At 38.3% G+C, this 17,107-nt stretch carries 14 protein-coding genes and 1 other RNA gene; 10 read left to right on the forward strand and 5 right to left on the reverse strand.

The window, feature by feature from the left end; translation table 11 throughout:
- The first annotated feature begins 160 nt into the window (after window positions 1-160).
- The 5 genes from HC176_RS08725 to HC176_RS08745 all read left to right on the forward strand — a co-directional run bounded on the left by HC176_RS08725 (window position 161) and on the right by HC176_RS08745 (window position 4,774).
- The gene (locus HC176_RS08725) at window positions 161-685 is read left to right on the forward strand and encodes a DUF5004 domain-containing protein (protein ID WP_167917812.1); all 525 of its coding nucleotides are present in this window, start codon (window positions 161-163) and stop codon (window positions 683-685) included.
- A gap of 199 nt (window positions 686-884) precedes the next feature.
- Entirely contained in the window at window positions 885-3,311 is a 2,427-nt protein-coding gene (gene pheT / locus HC176_RS08730) for a phenylalanine--tRNA ligase subunit beta (protein ID WP_167917813.1), read from the forward strand.
- A 12-nt stretch (window positions 3,312-3,323) separates the two neighbouring features.
- Window positions 3,324-4,169, forward strand: a complete 846-nt coding sequence (locus HC176_RS08735) for a phosphatase PAP2 family protein (RefSeq protein WP_167917814.1) — start codon at window positions 3,324-3,326, stop codon at window positions 4,167-4,169.
- Between the two features lie 78 nt (window positions 4,170-4,247).
- A complete protein-coding gene (locus tag HC176_RS08740; protein ID WP_167917815.1) occupies window positions 4,248-4,478 on the forward strand; it encodes a putative signal transducing protein in 231 nt (76 codons plus the stop codon).
- 65 nt (window positions 4,479-4,543) lie between these two features.
- A complete protein-coding gene (locus tag HC176_RS08745) occupies window positions 4,544-4,774 on the forward strand; it encodes a putative signal transducing protein (protein WP_167917816.1) in 231 nt (76 codons plus the stop codon).
- Window positions 4,775-4,855: 81 nt separating this feature from the next.
- On the opposite strand, the gene HC176_RS08750 is transcribed toward HC176_RS08745, so the two are convergent.
- Window positions 4,856-6,481, reverse strand: a complete 1,626-nt coding sequence (locus tag HC176_RS08750) for an ABC-F family ATP-binding cassette domain-containing protein (RefSeq protein WP_167917817.1) — start codon at window positions 6,479-6,481, stop codon at window positions 4,856-4,858.
- A gap of 222 nt (window positions 6,482-6,703) precedes the next feature.
- On the opposite strand from HC176_RS08750, the gene HC176_RS08755 reads away from it, so the two are divergent.
- Entirely contained in the window at window positions 6,704-8,122 is a 1,419-nt protein-coding gene (locus tag HC176_RS08755) for a TlpA family protein disulfide reductase (RefSeq protein ID WP_167917818.1), read from the forward strand.
- Between the two features lie 8 nt (window positions 8,123-8,130).
- Here the strand turns inward: HC176_RS08755 and HC176_RS08760 are convergent, their stop codons facing one another.
- Entirely contained in the window at window positions 8,131-8,934 is an 804-nt protein-coding gene (locus HC176_RS08760) for an SDR family oxidoreductase (RefSeq protein ID WP_167917819.1), read from the reverse strand.
- An 85-nt stretch (window positions 8,935-9,019) separates the two neighbouring features.
- An RNA gene (gene ffs / locus HC176_RS08765) (signal recognition particle sRNA small type) lies at window positions 9,020-9,118 on the reverse strand.
- Between the two features lie 89 nt (window positions 9,119-9,207).
- Here ffs and HC176_RS08770 point away from each other — a divergent pair.
- The 4 genes from HC176_RS08770 to HC176_RS08785 all read left to right on the forward strand — a co-directional run bounded on the left by HC176_RS08770 (window position 9,208) and on the right by HC176_RS08785 (window position 13,486).
- Window positions 9,208-10,245, forward strand: a complete 1,038-nt coding sequence (locus tag HC176_RS08770; protein ID WP_167917820.1) for a glutaminyl-peptide cyclotransferase — start codon at window positions 9,208-9,210, stop codon at window positions 10,243-10,245.
- A gap of 137 nt (window positions 10,246-10,382) precedes the next feature.
- Entirely contained in the window at window positions 10,383-11,033 is a 651-nt protein-coding gene (locus HC176_RS08775) for an acetyltransferase (protein WP_167917821.1), read from the forward strand.
- Between the two features lie 130 nt (window positions 11,034-11,163).
- Complete coding sequence (locus tag HC176_RS08780; RefSeq protein ID WP_167917822.1) at window positions 11,164-12,468, forward strand: cytochrome ubiquinol oxidase subunit I; 1,305 nt, start codon at window positions 11,164-11,166, stop codon at window positions 12,466-12,468.
- 1 nt (window position 12,469) lies between these two features.
- Window positions 12,470-13,486: a cytochrome d ubiquinol oxidase subunit II gene (locus tag HC176_RS08785; protein WP_167917823.1), complete on the forward strand. Its 1,017-nt coding sequence runs from the start codon at window positions 12,470-12,472 to the stop codon at window positions 13,484-13,486.
- A gap of 107 nt (window positions 13,487-13,593) precedes the next feature.
- Here HC176_RS08785 and HC176_RS08790 read toward each other — a convergent pair whose 3' ends face one another.
- Both HC176_RS08790 and HC176_RS08795 read right to left on the reverse strand, forming a co-directional pair.
- On the reverse strand, window positions 13,594-15,858 hold the full coding sequence (locus tag HC176_RS08790; RefSeq protein ID WP_167917824.1) for a TonB-dependent receptor: 2,265 nt from the start codon (window positions 15,856-15,858) through the stop codon (window positions 13,594-13,596).
- Between the two features lie 240 nt (window positions 15,859-16,098).
- Window positions 16,099-17,091 (reverse strand): PorP/SprF family type IX secretion system membrane protein, encoded by a 993-nt coding sequence (locus tag HC176_RS08795; protein WP_167917825.1) that lies wholly within the window; start codon window positions 17,089-17,091, stop codon window positions 16,099-16,101.
- Window positions 17,092-17,107 lie beyond the last annotated feature (16 nt).

Genomic DNA, 17,107 nt, shown 5'->3' on the forward strand with positions numbered 1-17,107 from the left:
AACTAAGTTAATTATTCTTGGTGATATTTCAATTGCTAAACCGTAAAAACTTAGGGTTATCGGCTTTCAGCATTTCCTTTTTAAGAAAATTTTATCATTCTTTCACGCAACTATTTTTAATTTATTCATCTAGTTAATGATTTAAAAAAAATATTGAATTATGAGAAAACCTATTTTATTAGTAAAAAGTTTAATTGCCGCAGGCGTACTATTTGTGAGTTGTGATAACAGTTCGGATGACATCCAATGCCCAGAAGCCATTTCAGGTGAATTGAGCACTACCGAAACCACCTTTACCGGTACCTGGACATTGCAAAGTATTGTTGCCGAAGATGAGATTGACCTTACCGACGACGATACGGACAATCCCAGCACCGATATTTACGGACAATTTACCGATTGTGAAAAAGACTTAGTTTACGAGTTTGGTAACGACCGAAGCTACACCTATTCTTTAGGAAAAACGGCAACCGGCTGCAACAACGAAAACGAAGTATCGGGCACGTGGGAACTCAGCGAAACCGGCACTCTCAGATTTGTGGGCAACTGCACCAGCCAAGCTCTTGCCATTGATGTTAATGACGAAAATACTGCTTTTACATTTGAGGGTACTTACAATTTTACAGATGTAAACGGTACGACTATTAGCACTAAAACCACATTTACTTATGCCAAATCGGAATAAGTTATTGGCATAAATTTTAATACTGGAAAACGAAGCTGGAAACGGCTTCGTTTTTTTGTTTTCGAAAAACTTAACATTTAACATAAATTCAACAACTTTTCTATTTCAGTCTAAAAATTCAATCACCTTTTTAATCAAACAATATTTGAATGCTTACCCCAATATTTTATCTTTGCAGCTTCAATTAGTATAAAACTTTATGAAGATTTCTTATAACTGGTTAAAGCAATTCATTAAAACCGATTGGACACCAGAACAAACCAGCGAGCTCCTTACCGATTTAGGCCTTGAAGTAGAAGGTGTGGAAAATTATCAATCTGTAAAAGGCGGACTGGAAGGCGTTGTTGTTGGCGAAGTATTGACTTGCGAAAAACACCCCAATGCCGATAAACTAAAAGTCACTACGGTGAACATCGGTAATGACGAGCCTTTACAAATTGTTTGCGGAGCACCCAATGTAGCAGCCGGACAAAAAGTTCCCGTTGCCACAATCGGCAGCACACTTTACACGCCAGATGGTGAAGCTTGGACCATTAAAAAAGGAAAAATAAGAGGCGAGGCCAGCCACGGCATGATCTGTGCCGAAGACGAATTGGGCTTGGGTAAATCGCATGACGGTATTATGGTTTTGGATGCCGATTTGGAACCCGGGACACCTGCTGCCTATATTTTTGATATTGAAAACGACCATGTTTTTGAAATCGGGTTAACCCCCAACCGTGCCGATGCTATGAGCCACATGGGTACCGCTCGTGATTTAAGAGCCGGATTGGTACAAAAAGAAATCAATTTAGAGCTCATCACGCCATCAGTAAGTGCGTTTCGTGTAGACAATCGTACCCTAAAAATGGATGTGGATGTTAAAAATAAAGACCTTGCACCTCGCTATTGTGGCGTTACCATTTCCGGACTTCGAGTAAAAGAATCTCCAGGTTGGCTAAAGCACCGCTTAAAAGCCATTGGCATTGAACCCAAGAACAATGTAGTTGATGCTACAAACTATGTGCTGCACGATTTGGGGCAACCATTGCATGCTTTTGATGCTTCAAAAATAATAGGGAATAAAATTGAAGTTAAAACCCTAGAAGCAGGAACCAAATTTACTACGCTAGATGGCGTGGAACGTGAATTGCACGAAGATGATTTAATGATTTGCAACGCCGAAAAACCGATGTGCATTGCAGGCGTTTTTGGTGGCATGGATTCCGGTGTTACCGAAAACACTACCTCCATTTTCTTAGAAAGTGCTTATTTTAATCCTGTGAGCATCCGTAAAACGGCCAAACGCCACGGATTGAATACCGACGCGTCCTTCCGTTTTGAACGTGGCATCGACCCAAATATTACAGAATACGCTTTAAAACGGGCCACCTTGCTCATTCAAGAATTGGCAGGCGGCGAAGTTACTAGCGACATTGTTGATTTCTATCCGAAGAAAATCCAAGATTTCGAAGTCCGATTAAGTTTTGAAAATGCCAAAAAATTAATTGGTGAAGAAATTCCTAAAGAAACCATCAAGCGTATTTTAACTTCTTTGGACATAAAAGTGAACAATGTTACCGAAACCGGATTGGGCTTAACCGTTCCAGCCTATCGTAACGATGTAGAGCGCGAAGCCGATATTATAGAGGAAATCTTAAGGGTTTATGGCTATAACAATATCAAAATTACTGAAAAGCTAAATGCTTCTATTTCGGCCACTTCCCGTTTTGAGGATTATAAAGTACAGAACGTGGTGGGTAACCAATTGGTATCGCAAGGCTTCTTCGAGATTATGGCCAATTCGCTTACTACACCAAATTACGTGGCTTTAAGCGAACAGTTAAAAGAAGAGCACAACATAAGCATGCTTAACCCGTTGAGTAACGATTTGTCGGTAATGCGCCAATCATTGTTGTTTTCTGGGTTAGAAGCCGTATCGTTTAACATTAACCGAAAACGCTCCGATTTAAAACTATTCGAATTCGGAAAAACTTATCATGGTTACAACGATAAACGCGAAGAGTTTAAACATTTATCGCTTTTTGTAACGGGTAACCAAAACGCCGAAAACTGGACCAATATCAGTAAAAAAAGTGATTTCTTTTTAATGAAAGGGCTGATTGTTTCAATTTTAGAACGTTTGGGCATTTCAAGATTCAAGGAAGCACCAATCACCAACGATTTGTTTTCTGAAGGCTTGACTTTAGGTTTAGGTAAAAACAAATTGGTCGATTTCGGATTGGTAAAAAAATCGGTTTTAAAACATTTCGATATTTCACAGGAAGTGATTTATGCTGATTTCAACTGGGATACTATTTTAGATTTAGTGAAGCACAACAAGATAAAATTCACAGAAATACCAAAATATCCCGAAGTACGCCGAGATTTTGCATTACTTTTGGACGACAACGTCACTTTTGAATCGATTTACAAAATTGCCAAACAAAGTGAAAAGCAGCTATTAAAGGCCGTTAACTTATTCGATGTTTATCAAGGTAAAAACTTACCAAAAGGCAAAAAAAGTTACGCGGTGAGCTTTACGCTTCAAGACGACAAAAAAACACTTACCGATAAGCAAATCGAAAAAATAATGAACAAGTTGCAAAGCAATTTTGAAAAACAACTTGGTGCAGAATTACGCTAGAATTATAGAAGTATGAGAGGCTTTTTTATTACTGTACTGCTGTGTTTTTCGGTGTCTGTTTCTGCTCAAAACGATACGCTTAAAAAACCGGTAGACAGCCTCTCGCGATGGAAACTGTTAAAACACGATGCTAAATATACTTGGCAAAGTGTAAAACACTCTGTTTCGCGTCCGGCACATTGGAAAGGTAAAGATTTTAAAACGCTCGGTTTTTTAGTGGCGGGAACCCTTGCCCTGTCATCCATCGACGAACCTGCAAACCAATTTTTTAAAAGACAAGACGCCAAAGCCCCGCAGTTGGTCAAGGATTTTGGTTGGTATTTTGGAAGCCCGCAGAACTATTTTATGGTCAATGCTGGCCTGTACGGTGTGGGTTTGATCACGAAAAGCGAAACCATCCGAAAAACCAGCGTACTTATCATTTCATCATCGGTAACCACAGGCCTTATACAAAGTTTCGCAAAAAATGCCATTGGGCGTGCACGACCCAATTCGGGTTACGGTGCTTTTGATTTCAAGCCGTTTTCACCAGAAGGCGCTTTTCACTCCTTTCCATCAGGACATACCATTTTATCGATGACCATGGCACACTCTATTGCCAAACAATTCAATAGTACCTGGGCAAAAGTCGCCACTTATTCCATAGGTTCAATCATACCGCTTTCCAGGCTTACTGCAAATGCCCATTGGGTAACCGACACCGCTTTTAGTGCCGCTATTAGCATTATTGTGGTCGATTGTGTAGACCGTTTCCTTAACAACACGAAAGTGTACAGTGCCGCGAATAGAGATTCAAAAAAAATATCGTGGCGATTGGCTATTAAGCCCAATCAAATTGGTTTAGTGGGCCATTTTTAAACCACTTGTTTCCGTAAACTGGGTTCTTATTCAATAATTTTTAGTAAATTGGAGAGGAAACCAATAAAACGGAATGCCATGTCGAACTACATTAAGATTTTCACTGGAGATTACGCCATGGTGCAACGCATTGTTGCCGCTCTGGAAAATGAAGACATTATTCCTGTGGTAAAGGATGAATCGGATTATGGGTTGGCCCCCATATTTGGCTCTACCAATGCCTCCCTCCATCAAATATCGGTACATAAAGACGAAATAGAAAAAGCCCTGCCCATTGTGGAGCATTTAACTTCGGAACTTGAAGCTTAATACAAATATTAAATTGCTAATATATCCCTCTTTTTAAAAACGTAAAACCTTAAAACCCTATAGCCATGTCAAACTACATTAAAATATTTTCGGGAAGTTTTATTGAAGTGCAACGCATTTTTAGTGAGTTGGAAAAAATCAATATTTGCGCGATTATTAAAGATGAATCGGAATCTGCTAGATTAGCTGGTTTTGGTACTTTTGGTCAAGGTTTTCAAGAAATACATGTTCACAAAGACGAACTGGATCGTGCTTTAAAGGCAATAAAAACACTATCTACCGAATTACAGGAATAAGTAAAACTTATAAAAAACACCTAAATAAAAAACCTCGAAGCTTATCACTTCGAGGTTTTTCAATTATAAGAGATATTTAAATTAAGCTGTAACCGCGTACATTTTTTCACGCAATTCCTTGATTTTCTTGTCTTGCATATAATCATCAAATGTGGTGTAACGATCTATCACCCCATTTGGTGTAAGCTCCACTACTCGATTGGCCACGGTTTGTGCAAACTCATGGTCGTGTGTGGTAAACAACACAGTCCCTTTAAAGTTTTTAAGCGAGTTGTTAAACGCCGTAATACTTTCTAAATCTAGGTGGTTGGTTGGTTCATCCAGCATCAAAACATTAGCTCTTTGCATCATCATTCGCGATAACATACATCTTACTTTTTCACCTCCCGATAATACTGATGATTTTTTAAAAGCCTCTTCTCCACTAAAAATCATTTTCCCTAAAAATCCGCGAATGTTAACTTCTTCTCGTTCTTCTTCGGTTTTTGCCCATTGGCGTAACCAATCAATAAGATTTAAGTCGTTGTTAAAATATTCACTATTATCTAAAGGCAAATAAGATTGTGTAGTGGTAACTCCCCAAGCAAACTTACCGGCATCGGCTTTTTCTTTGTCGTTCAAAATTTGGTAAAACGCGGTGGTAGCCCTCGAATCTCTTGAAAAGACTACTACCTTATCGCCCTTGGCTAAATTCAAATCGATGTCCTTAAATAACACGTCGCCATCCAACGATGCTGACAATCCTTCAACATTCAAAATTTGGTCGCCAGCTTCACGCTCACGTTCAAAAATAATGGCAGGATAGCGTCGGCTAGTTGGGCGTATATCGGCAACATTAAGCTTATCAATCATTTTCTTTCTACTGGTAGCCTGTTTACTTTTGGCGACGTTAGCAGAAAAACGACGGATAAACTCTTCCAATTCCTTTTTCTTTTCCTCTGCTTTTTTGTTTTGTTGTGCGCGCTGTTTTGCCGCTAATTGCGACGACTCGTACCAAAACGTATAGTTACCGGAATAGTGATTTATTTTTCCGAAGTCGATGTCTGAAATATGCGTACAAACGGCATCCAAAAAGTGACGGTCGTGCGATACGACAATCACACAGTTATCGTAATTGGCCAAAAAATTCTCCAACCACGAAATGGTTTCGTAATCCAAATCGTTGGTAGGCTCATCCATAATCAGCACATCGGGGTTTCCAAAAAGTGCTTGTGCCAAAAGCACACGTACTTTTTGTTTACCATCCAGATCACTCATCATGGTGTAGTGCAAATCTTCTTTGATGCCCAAGTTTGAAAGCATAGCGGCCGCATCGCTATCGGCATTCCAACCGTTCATTTCTTCAAATTCAACTTGAAGCTCTCCTATTTTTTCAGCATTTTCATCACTATAGTCAGCATAAAGCGCGTCAATTTCCGTTTTAATTTTAAAAAGCGGCTTATTTCCCATCAATACCGTTTCCAGTACCGTATGCTCATCGTACAAATTGTGTTCCTGCTCTAACACCGACATGCGTTTTCCGGTTTCAAGCGACACATGGCCAGAAGTGGGCTCCTGCTTTCCGGAAAGAATTCTTAAAAATGTAGATTTTCCGGAGCCATTGGCACCAATAATTCCGTAGCAATTGCCATTGTTAAACGTGGTATTCACCTCGTCGAAAAGAACACGTTTTCCAAACTGAACCGAAAGATTTGATACTGATAACATATAGGATTTTTTATTTTTTTGCAAAAGTAGAGAATTACATTGGTAAGACGAAACTTCGCTACTCAATTATTTTATTCATCATTTCATAATTAGCACTTTTTTTAGGTTATTTGTACTAATTATATACTGCTTTGATTAGGAAACATTTAACAACGCATTAACAAGACTTTATAAATACAAGATATACTTTTGCTTTAAAGAATACACTCTCACGACGGATTTATGAAGCTTTACACTGCCTTTATTTTTATACTGATTACTGTTTTAGGCTGTAAAAAGGAAAATGACAACCTTGCTAATTACGCCTATTTTGGTGGTGAAATTATAAACCCCAACACCAACTACGTTGTACTATCTAGAAATGAAACAGTTATAGACACCGTTAAGCTGGATGGCAGAAACCGATTTTTATATAAAATTGATGATTTACAACAAGGCCTTTATACGTTTAGGCACGGTGGTGAATTCCAAATGATTTTACTTGAGCCCCAAGACAGTATCCTGTTTAGGCTTAATACTCTGGAGTTTGATGAATCGTTGGTGTTTACCGGTGAAGGCGATAAAAAAAACAACTACCTCATTAATGAATTTTTAGAAAACGAAAAAGAGGAAAAACAAATTGTTAGACTCTGTCAATTAAGTCCAGAGGCCTACAAAAACCATGTCGATTCCTTAAAATCTATAAGGGTAAAGGCTTTGGAGCACTTTAAAAGCAAGCACAAACCTTCTGATTTATTTTTGAAAATCGCCGAATCGAACATTAATTATAGCTATTACTCCAATAAAGAGGTCTATCCGTTTGTGCACTACGGGCAGGATAAAGTGGCTATTTTAAAATCTTTGCCTAATGATTTTTATGATTACCGGAAAGATATCAATTACAACGACGAGTTTTTAAGCACCTACCATAATTACATCGCTTTTTTAAGGCATCATTTTAGCAACATATCCTTAAAAATGTTTGACGAAAATTGCACTACGGAAAATTTCAGTAGAAAATCGTTATGTTACAACTTAAACAGACTCAATTTAATTGACGGTTTGGTTGAAAACTCAGATACCAAAGAAGATTTGTTGTACCATTTTACCATGCGATTTTTATCTAAAAGTAAAAATGAACACGACAACAATGAAATTTTAAATTCATATCTAGAAAAAAGCAATAACCAAAAGCAAAAGGATATGATGGTGCACTACACCAAATCCTTAAACGCTTTAAAAGAAGGATCTAAACTTCCTATTGTCGATGTAGTGAGCTACAACAACAAAACGACAAGCATCAACAAATTGGTAAACAAACCTACAGCGATTACATTTTGGTCTCAGGTGTATTACGACCATTTTAAGGAATCGCATTATAAAATCAATGAGCTAAAAACCAAATATCCAGAGGTTAATTTTATCGCTATAAATATTGATAAGTGCGGTGTTCAAAAAGCTCAAAAAATGCTTGAAGGCCACCAGTTCGATCAAACTAACGAATACAAGCTTAAAGACGCCAAGAAAGGTAAAGAAGTATTGGCTATATACCCTATGACCAAAACTATTATTTTAGACAAACACTCTAAAATAATAAATAGCCATACCAACATTTTTTCTTCGCACTTTGAAGAGCAATTATTGGGATTAATAAATCAATAGACTGACGGTTACAGATTGTAGTGATTCATCAAAAGTTTTTCATAAATCTTATCGGGTAAAATGCGTTTCAGCACAATTGAAAATTTCTGCATAAACTCCCCTACTTTGTAGTGCCCCTTTGGTTTTGGCGTGTTGATGATGCTATAAACCGCTTCTGCCATCAGATTCGGGTTGCTGCCGCTATCAACATGTTCATTCATTAATTTTAGTGTATTCCCATAAGGCTTTTTATAGGGTGAATCATCTAAAAGCGGGGCATGATAGCGTCCTGCGGCAATGTTGGTTGCAAAATCGCCGGGAGCCACATTAGTCATTTCAATATTAAAATCTTTCAATTCCATTCTAAACGCTTCGGTTAATAGCTCTAGCGCTCCTTTGCTGGCACTGTAAACACCTCGATATGGCAAACCCATATAACCCGCTATTGAAGTGATATTAATTATAAGTCCAGAATGTTGTTTCCGCATTTGCGGCAACACAGCTTTAATCACATTTATGGGGCCAAAAAAATTGGTGTCGAAATTGTTTTTAATTTCTTCCTCAGGAATCTCTTCAATAGGCCCGGTAATACCAGCACCAGCATTGTTAATTACCACATCCAAACGGTTTTCTTTCGAAATGATTTCTGAAACCGTTTGTTTTATAATGACGTTATCCTTCACATCTAAAGACAAAATAGGAAACTTGCTATTTTGATATTTTTCGGGATTTCGGCTAGTACCGTAAACCTTAAAACCTTTTTCGGTTAAAAATTCTCCCATGGATTTTCCTATTCCAGAAGAACCTCCGGTAATCAAAACAACTTTAGACATTAGTGAAATTTTTGAAGTTAAAGGTGCAATAAACTAAAAAATCTTGATTCGCATAAGCTTTCAAGATTTAAATTTATTGTACAAAAAAAGGCAAGCTACCTACATCACACCGCTACGACCATTTACCTTTGCTTCGTTCCCGACCTGGAGGATTCAACAGGAGCTGGTTGTGTAGGACTTGCCGAGTGCAAAGATACAACCTTTTAAAACTTTCGCAATGATTTTTTAAACTGATTTTTAATAAATATCTTGCCTAAAATTACATTTTAAACCATGACAAGATTCAAATATCTCACAATCATATTTTTAAGCGCACTTGTTTTTAGTTGCGGATCTAACACCGGAAATAAAAAAAGTGATTTTAGCATCACCACCAACGCAAAAAAAGGTAATATTTCAGATTCTGAAACACTAAAACTCACTTTAGAAAACAAAAAAGACCACCAAATCGATTCGGTTGTCTATTCCATTGATGATAAAAAAATAGCTTCTAGCCTACCGCTCAACGATCTCAAATTAGGCGAACACACCATTGAGGCCAAGGTGTATTACAATAGTGAAAAGCAATCAACCGTATCCTCACAGATTACCATTTTGAGTAGTGAAACGCCCAAAATATATAAGTTCAAAATTATAAACGAGTACCCTCACGATATTACCTCTTACACTCAGGGCATTGAATTTTATAACGATACACTTTATGAAAGCACTGGGCAGTACAAAGAATCTAAGCTCCGTAAAGTAGACTATAAAACGGGAAAAGTGCTTAAAAACATTAACTTGGCCGATGAATATTTTGGCGAAGGTCTCACTATTTTAAACAATAAGGTTTTTCAGCTTACATGGCGTGAAGGTGTCGGTTTTGTTTACGACGTTAACACCTTTGAAAAATTGGAAAACTTTAAATACGGTAACAGTAAAGAAGGCTGGGGCCTTTGTAACGATAACGACATTATTTACAAAAGCGATGGTTCGGAAAAAATCTGGTCGTTAAACCCAGAAACTTTGGTGGAGGAAGATTACATTCAAGTATGTACCAACAAAGGAAAAATTATAGGCATCAACGAACTGGAATGGATCAATGGAAAAATTTATGCCAACCGCTACCAAAAAAACGGGGTGGCCATCATCAACCCTAAAAATGGGGCTATTGAAGGCGTTATCGATTTTACACCATTAAAAAACAAAGTAACACAGCACCAAGGTTTGGATGTACTTAATGGCATTGCCTACAATCCAAAAACCAATACCATTTTCGTTACCGGAAAGCGATGGGATAAACTTTTTGAAGTTGAAATTGTGGAACAATAATTAAGTAAGGGTATATTTGTTTACTATAGGCTCGTAAACATCGTTTACTGACCGTTGTCATATTTTAGGTTTTCTAGGTTAAATACATTTGATTTATTGTATTGAATTTAATCAATACAGATTAACCAAATATGTTGATGACTGACAAAAATGACAGTAAACAAGTAAGACTTTATGGAGCTGGGGGCCACTCACAAGTTATACAGTCTGTTTTAAAACAAAATGGAGTTGAAATCTGTGAGGTTTTTGACGATAATCCCTGTCTTAGTCATCCATTATCAAAAAACATTACCGTAACAAATAGAAAGAACAGCTTAGATTTCCCCCACGAAGGTGCTCCTTTTATTATTGCCATTGGAGACAACAAGCAAAGAAACAATATAGCCGAATTTCTAAAGACCAAATTTACAAAAGCAATCCACCGTACCGCGATAATGGACCCCAATTCAAGAATAGGAGACGGTACTGTAATCTATGCTGGGGCAGTAATCCAAGCTAACACAATAGTAGGAAAACACGTTATAATAAACACATTAGCCAGCGTTGATCATGATAACATAATTCACGATTTTGTACATATTTCACCTAATGCTGCACTTTGTGGCCTTGTTGAAGTTGGCGAAGGTACACATATTGGTGCTGGCGCGGTAATTATTCCGAAAGTTAAAATTGGAAAATGGTGTACCATTGGCGCTGGCTCTGTTATTTTGAAAGACGTACCCGATTATGCCGTAGTTGTTGGCAACCCAGGAAGGGTTATTAAAATGAACCGTCAATTAATCGTTTAGAATCAAAATTAATTTTATCTAAATGAATTATTTAAAATTCTACGTATTCATTACTTTTTTTTGTAATGAAAATCACCCAAAAATTAAGCTTTATAAAGTATCTTTGTAGTATTACTTTAAAGCCTTCTCCATGGATAATTTAGATGCCGCAAGATTGCAAATGGCATTTACCCTCATTTTTCACATTGTATTTGCTTGTATTGGTATGGTTATGCCTTTTTTTATGGTTATCGCACATAAAAAATGGCTCAACACCAGAAATCCCATTTACCTGAAACTCACAAAATCTTGGCAAAAAGGTGTAGCTATCTTTTTTGTAACGGGAGCTGTTTCTGGTACGGCACTCTCTTTTGAATTGGGTTTGCTTTGGCCCGAATTTATGAAATATGCCGGCCCCATTATTGGTATGCCCTTTTCGTTGGAAGGTGCAGCCTTTTTTGTAGAAGCCATTGCCCTCGGATTTTACCTCTACGGATGGGATAAAATCCCAGAAAAATTCCATTGGTTTACAGGGGTTATTGTAGGACTATCTGGTGTGGCTTCCGGTATTTTGGTGGTTTCAGCCAATGGATGGATGAACGCGCCATCAGGTTTCGATTATATCGATGGGCAGTTTCTAAACATCGACCCTGTCGAGGCCTTTTTCAACCCCGCTTGGTTCACGCAAGCCCTTCATATGACCTTGGCCGCTTTTACGGCTACTGGTTTTGCCGTGGCTGGAATTCATGCCTATCAAATTTACAAACAGCGACAAGTTGAGCTTCATAAAAAAGCCTTTAAAATAGCCATTACCTTTGGTGCCGTTGCCGCTATTTTACAACCGATAAGCGGTGATCTTTCGGCTAAAGACATTGCCAAGCGGCAACCCGTAAAACTGGCTGCTATGGAAGCCCACTACGAAACCCAAAAGGGAGCTCCATTGTATATTGGCGGTATTGTTGACGCTGAAAACAATTCCGTTTCACATAAAATTGAAATTCCAAAAGCGCTATCTTTTTTAGCCTTTGGCGATTTTGATGCCGAAGTAAAAGGCCTTAACGATTTTCCCGATGATGTAAAACCCAACGTGCCCATGGTACATTATGCCTTTCAAATTATGGTGGGCATTGGTACTTTGCTTATGGTTGTTGGCGGTTTATTCTTCATTAGTTTAAAAAGAAAATCGTGGTGGAATAAAAATTGGTACTGGCTATTATTTGCCATACTCGCTCCATTTGGATTCATTGCTTTGGAAGCCGGATGGATTGTTACTGAAGTGGGCCGCCAACCTTGGATAATCCATAATGTAATGCGCACCAAAGATGCTGTTACCCCCATGCCGGGCATGATTTATAGTTTCTATTTTTACCTATTCCTTTACGGTATTCTAACGATTGCCGTAACTTGGTTGATGGCGCGCCAAATCAAATCGTTGAATACTTCAAAAACTGATTAATATGCTATACGTCGTTCTCTTTTTCTTATTGGTATCTCTGCTACTTTACGTGATATTGGCTGGAGCAGATTTTGGAGCAGGTATTGTGGAATTGTTTTCTTCGGAGCAAAACCAAAAAATCACCAAAAAAACAGTTTACAGCGTTATGGGTCCTGTTTGGGAAGCCAACCATATTTGGATCATCATTTTAGTGGTTGTGCTTTGGGTGGGGTTTCCGGAGTTTTACAATGTTTTAGTCGTGTATTTGCACATACCGCTCACTCTGGTTTTATTGGGAATAACTATGCGCGGCGTGGCGTTTGTATTTAGGCATTATGATGCTTATAAAGATAAATCTCAGATTGTATATGACTGGATGTTCCGGATTTCAAGTTTTGTGACCCCTATTTTTTTGGGAATGACCGCAGGTGCTATGATTTCCGGCGAATTGATTATCGCTGAAAACTACACCGATTACTCGTTTGCTGAACTTTTTGTAAATCCGTGGTTAAACGGATTTTCCATTTTGGTGGGACTCTTTTTTGCTGCCCTGTGCGCTTTCCTCACGTCAATTTTACTCATTGGGGAAACCAACGAAACCAATCGACCTATCTATGTTAAAAAATCAAGAATAGCCAATATTACAGTTATTGTTTTAGGCTTTATCGTGCTTAGCTACGGAATGATTTTTGAAATTAAATTCGTCACCGATTTTCTGAAAAATCCATATACTATCGGTCTTGTGGCGCTATCGGGAGTTTTAATTTTCCCACTGATGAAAAGCATAAAAGACGCCAGACAAATAGTAAGTAGAGCCTTGGCTGGAATTCAAGTGATTCTCATTATTTTGGCTGCACTGAATACCCATTACCCTAATTTAATTATTGCTTCGAACACCGAAATGAGCATTATTGAAACCGCTGCCACCGATAGCACTATAAATGTTTTGGGCATTTCGTTGATTATTGGCGGACTCGTCATTCTCCCCGGTGTATTTCACCTTTTCAAATCGTTTAAAATGATTAAAATTTTAGAGTAAAAAATCTAAAACTTAAACACCTCATTAAACAAAAAATGGTATCGATTTAATTCTCGATACCATTTTTTTTCAATACTATATTATCGCACACGGACTGGCAGAGGTTTTTAAAACCTAACCGAAATTTTTCCCCTTAAAAAGAACGGTGCCCCTGGTGTAAAATGAATTTCCTCAACAGATTCGGGTTCATTAAACAACCTGCTTTCTGTTGCAAATTGAGCTTCGTTCCACTCAGTGTCAAACAGATTTTCAATAATTAAACCAAAAGTCCAATTTTTAAGCGTGTAGTTCAGGTTCAAATCAGTGACGAAATAACCTTCGGCAACAATCGAATTATCTTCATTCGCCGGACGGTCTTTAATATATCTGTAATTAATTCCTCCGGAAAAGTTTTTCCAGTCTTTTATACTCAATCCACCAGTTGACGTAAAATCTGGTGCCAACGGAATATAATTTTCACCATCTAGGTCTTCACTGCTACGGGCATAGGTATAATTTAAATCGGTGTTGAAAAACAACCAATTGTTTAGCTGATAACGCATTCCAAAATCTATACCGTAGCGTTCGGTTTTTCCGCTAGGCTCCACAATTCCGGCATCGCCAACGTAAACGAATTCCTGTTGCAAGAATAAGTTCCAAAGCGCTGCATTAAATATCAGTCGGTTTTGCGGTTTGTAAATCACCCCTAAATCACTTCCAAAAGATGTTGGTAAAATCTTCTCGCCGCCATTGGCCACCACCACCCTAGTATCGTTAGAATGGTACCCTAATCCTGTTTTTGCAAACAATTGCAGTTTTGGTGAAGCAGCGTAAATGACATTCAATTTCGGACTTACCTTGGTTTTATTTTCACTTTTGTTATCGTAAGTTTCAGTAAGTAAATTTTCGTAATCGAACTTAAAATAATCGAGTCTTACTCCTGGATTCAGCGTCCAATTTCCTGTTTTACAATTTAAGCTAGCAAAAGCAAAGGCGTTCAACTCATCCACATTCCCATAGGCCAATCGCTCTAAAACGGTTTGTCGGTTCAATGTTTTCGATAATTGTACATCGTTAACATCGTCGTACCTAAATCCTGTTCCTAATTCATATCTTAAATGCGAATTGTTGTTTTTTAAATGAATGGCCTGGTCGTAAACCGACGTAGCTCCAATAATAGTCCTATTTTCCTTTTGATGGATTTGATCGCCATTTACGGGGTCTTCCAAGAAAAAAGTGAAGTTTGAAAACAGTTCAAAATCATATTTAGACACATAAGCATCGGTTTTAATTTTAGAATGCGAATCCAATTGTTTGGTGTGGTTCACCCAAATATTGCTTCGGCTCGTGTTACCACCTTCGGTATCGTCAATCGCACCGAAACGGCCTATTAAACCCTGCTCTACAGCCCTAACGGGAATTTGCCCCGAAGCATCCCATTTACTTTGAAAATGTGACACCGACAAATTCAACTCTTGGTCTTGGTGGTTATTGAAATGATAACGCCCCATGATATTCAAACGGTTGAAATTTTGTGGTGATTCGAAAACACCATCAGACAACATCAGTTCTGAAGCTACATAGGCACTGCTATGTTCTTCCTCCAAAATTTTAGTCATAGCCAATGCCCTCAAGGTGCTAAACTGCCCAGCTTCCACAGATACCAGATTATCTTTAATCGTTTTTTTGGTGCCAATATCCACGTAACCAGCCGTGTTAAAATTGCCTTTATTGGCGTAATAGCTTCCTTTGGCAAAATCGATATTATCAATGGTTTCGGGGATGATAAAATGCATATCCGAATAGCCTTGCCCGTGCGCATGCGATACCATGTTTATGGGCATGCCATCAACATTTATGGCGATATCGGTACCGTGGTCAATATCAAAACCTCGCAAAAATATTTGTTCGGCCTTACCACCTCCGGCATGCTGCCCAATCATTAAACCAGGCACTTTTCGGAGAATTTCCTGTGAAGATTTAACGGGGTTGGTTTTTAAATCGACATTCAAAAAGGTACTCAGCACATTGGGTTTCGACACGATTAAAACTTGATCCAATGATGCGGGCGATTCTTTCAATGCTACTATGATTTTTGTTGAAAGCTGAACTTCGGTGATTACAATCGAAGTATTTTCGTAACCCAAACTGTAAAAAAAGATCTCGTCATTTAATGACACATCATCCAACTCAAAATAGCCAGAAATATTGGTATAGGTATAGGCGCCATTGGTTTTGTTATAAACCCCAACTCCTTGAATGGGTTCGCCTTTTTCTTTAGAAACTACTGTGCCGCTAATTTCGTGGGCACTTAAAATTGAAATAGAAAATAAAAACAAGGTAAAAAGGATACTAATTTTTGACACTTGAAATCTCTTTTTGAATGGTTGCATGGTTTGATTTATTATGAATTAATATGTTTTAAGAAAAGTTGAGCGATTAACTATGCCTCATGCTTTGCTTTAAACTACCTACGAAAAAAACATTGCGTAGGTTTTTAAATTTTATAAAATTCCTGCAAATATATTCTTTATGTAGGGTTGAACAGCCCCAAAACCCCTAAAAAATGCTTAAAAAAAGCCCGTACCGAAAACGGGCACAGGCAAATTATTTTTTGTTTAACTGATGAGTCATCAATGGTGCACGGGATCCTGGGTACAGGGGCAGTTGCTTATGCCCTGCAGGAAGTCTAGCCCGATGGTCACCACATGGGTTCCGGAGTTGTAGCCCGAGAGATCGTTGGTGGTAATCTGGTAGGCGTATCCAAAATAAAAGATTGATTTTTTGAAGCCCACCATCGGTCCCACATTCAATGGTTTGAAAAACTGGTCGTTTAAGAAACGGTACGATATGCCCGCCCAATAATAATCTTCGTAACGGTTGTACTTCCTAAACTTGAAGTTGACATCGGTACTGGAACGCTTGTCGCTACTGAACATTTGCATGAACATGGATGGCTCAAACTCCAATCCACTTTTCTTCGGACCTCTAAAAGTGTACCCTGTATAAAACTGATAGTTTAATAACAAACTGGGCTCAAGTTTCCTCAAGTTTTGGTCAAAGTCTTTATCCAAAACATTATTAACGTTGAAACTCAAAAAGTAGCCCTTTAACCGGAAGAGTGCGCCCACATCAAAATTATGGTTGGTGGTTCTTCTTTCATCGGTTACATATGCATCAAAATCAATAGGTACACCTTGATCGTTATATGAAATAAAATTACTTGTGTCTATCCTAAAATTGTTCAGGTTATAAGAAATTCCCAAGGAAAGGTACATCTTAGCATAATAATCTAAAATTAGGTGATGGGCAAACGAAAATTTCGCTCCTGTCTGGATGGTGTTCCCGTTGCGGTCGTTGTAAAGGGAAAGCCCCACACCGGTACGGTCTGCAATTCTAACATCGCCATAAAACGATTGGTTGTCGGGCGCGCCCTTTATGCCTACCCACTGCGTTAAACCATTGGCTCTAAGTTTTACATTATCACCGATACCTGCATAGGTAGGCGATACCACAAAATTATTGTCGGCCAGATATTGGGTAAACACGGGCAAGTTCAGCTCCTGACCAAAACTGGTGGTCAAGGCCAAAAGCAGAACGTATATGGTTAAGGTTAATTTTTTCATGTTGCTCTTTTTTGAG

Source organism: Tamlana crocina (genome assembly GCF_012037625.1).

Coding starts and splice junctions, on each gene's coding strand:
- HC176_RS08725 (WP_167917812.1), top strand. CDS start 161: ATGAGAAAACCTATTTTATTAGTAAAAAGTTTAATTGCCGCAGGCGTA.
- pheT (WP_167917813.1), top strand. CDS start 885: ATGAAGATTTCTTATAACTGGTTAAAGCAATTCATTAAAACCGATTGG.
- HC176_RS08735 (WP_167917814.1), top strand. CDS start 3,324: ATGAGAGGCTTTTTTATTACTGTACTGCTGTGTTTTTCGGTGTCTGTT.
- HC176_RS08740 (WP_167917815.1), top strand. CDS start 4,248: ATGTCGAACTACATTAAGATTTTCACTGGAGATTACGCCATGGTGCAA.
- HC176_RS08745 (WP_167917816.1), top strand. CDS start 4,544: ATGTCAAACTACATTAAAATATTTTCGGGAAGTTTTATTGAAGTGCAA.
- HC176_RS08750 (WP_167917817.1), bottom strand. CDS start 6,481: ATGTTATCAGTATCAAATCTTTCGGTTCAGTTTGGAAAACGTGTTCTT.
- HC176_RS08755 (WP_167917818.1), top strand. CDS start 6,704: ATGAAGCTTTACACTGCCTTTATTTTTATACTGATTACTGTTTTAGGC.
- HC176_RS08760 (WP_167917819.1), bottom strand. CDS start 8,934: ATGTCTAAAGTTGTTTTGATTACCGGAGGTTCTTCTGGAATAGGAAAA.
- HC176_RS08770 (WP_167917820.1), top strand. CDS start 9,208: ATGACAAGATTCAAATATCTCACAATCATATTTTTAAGCGCACTTGTT.
- HC176_RS08775 (WP_167917821.1), top strand. CDS start 10,383: ATGACTGACAAAAATGACAGTAAACAAGTAAGACTTTATGGAGCTGGG.
- HC176_RS08780 (WP_167917822.1), top strand. CDS start 11,164: ATGGATAATTTAGATGCCGCAAGATTGCAAATGGCATTTACCCTCATT.
- HC176_RS08785 (WP_167917823.1), top strand. CDS start 12,470: ATGCTATACGTCGTTCTCTTTTTCTTATTGGTATCTCTGCTACTTTAC.
- HC176_RS08790 (WP_167917824.1), bottom strand. CDS start 15,858: ATGCAACCATTCAAAAAGAGATTTCAAGTGTCAAAAATTAGTATCCTT.
- HC176_RS08795 (WP_167917825.1), bottom strand. CDS start 17,091: ATGAAAAAATTAACCTTAACCATATACGTTCTGCTTTTGGCCTTGACC.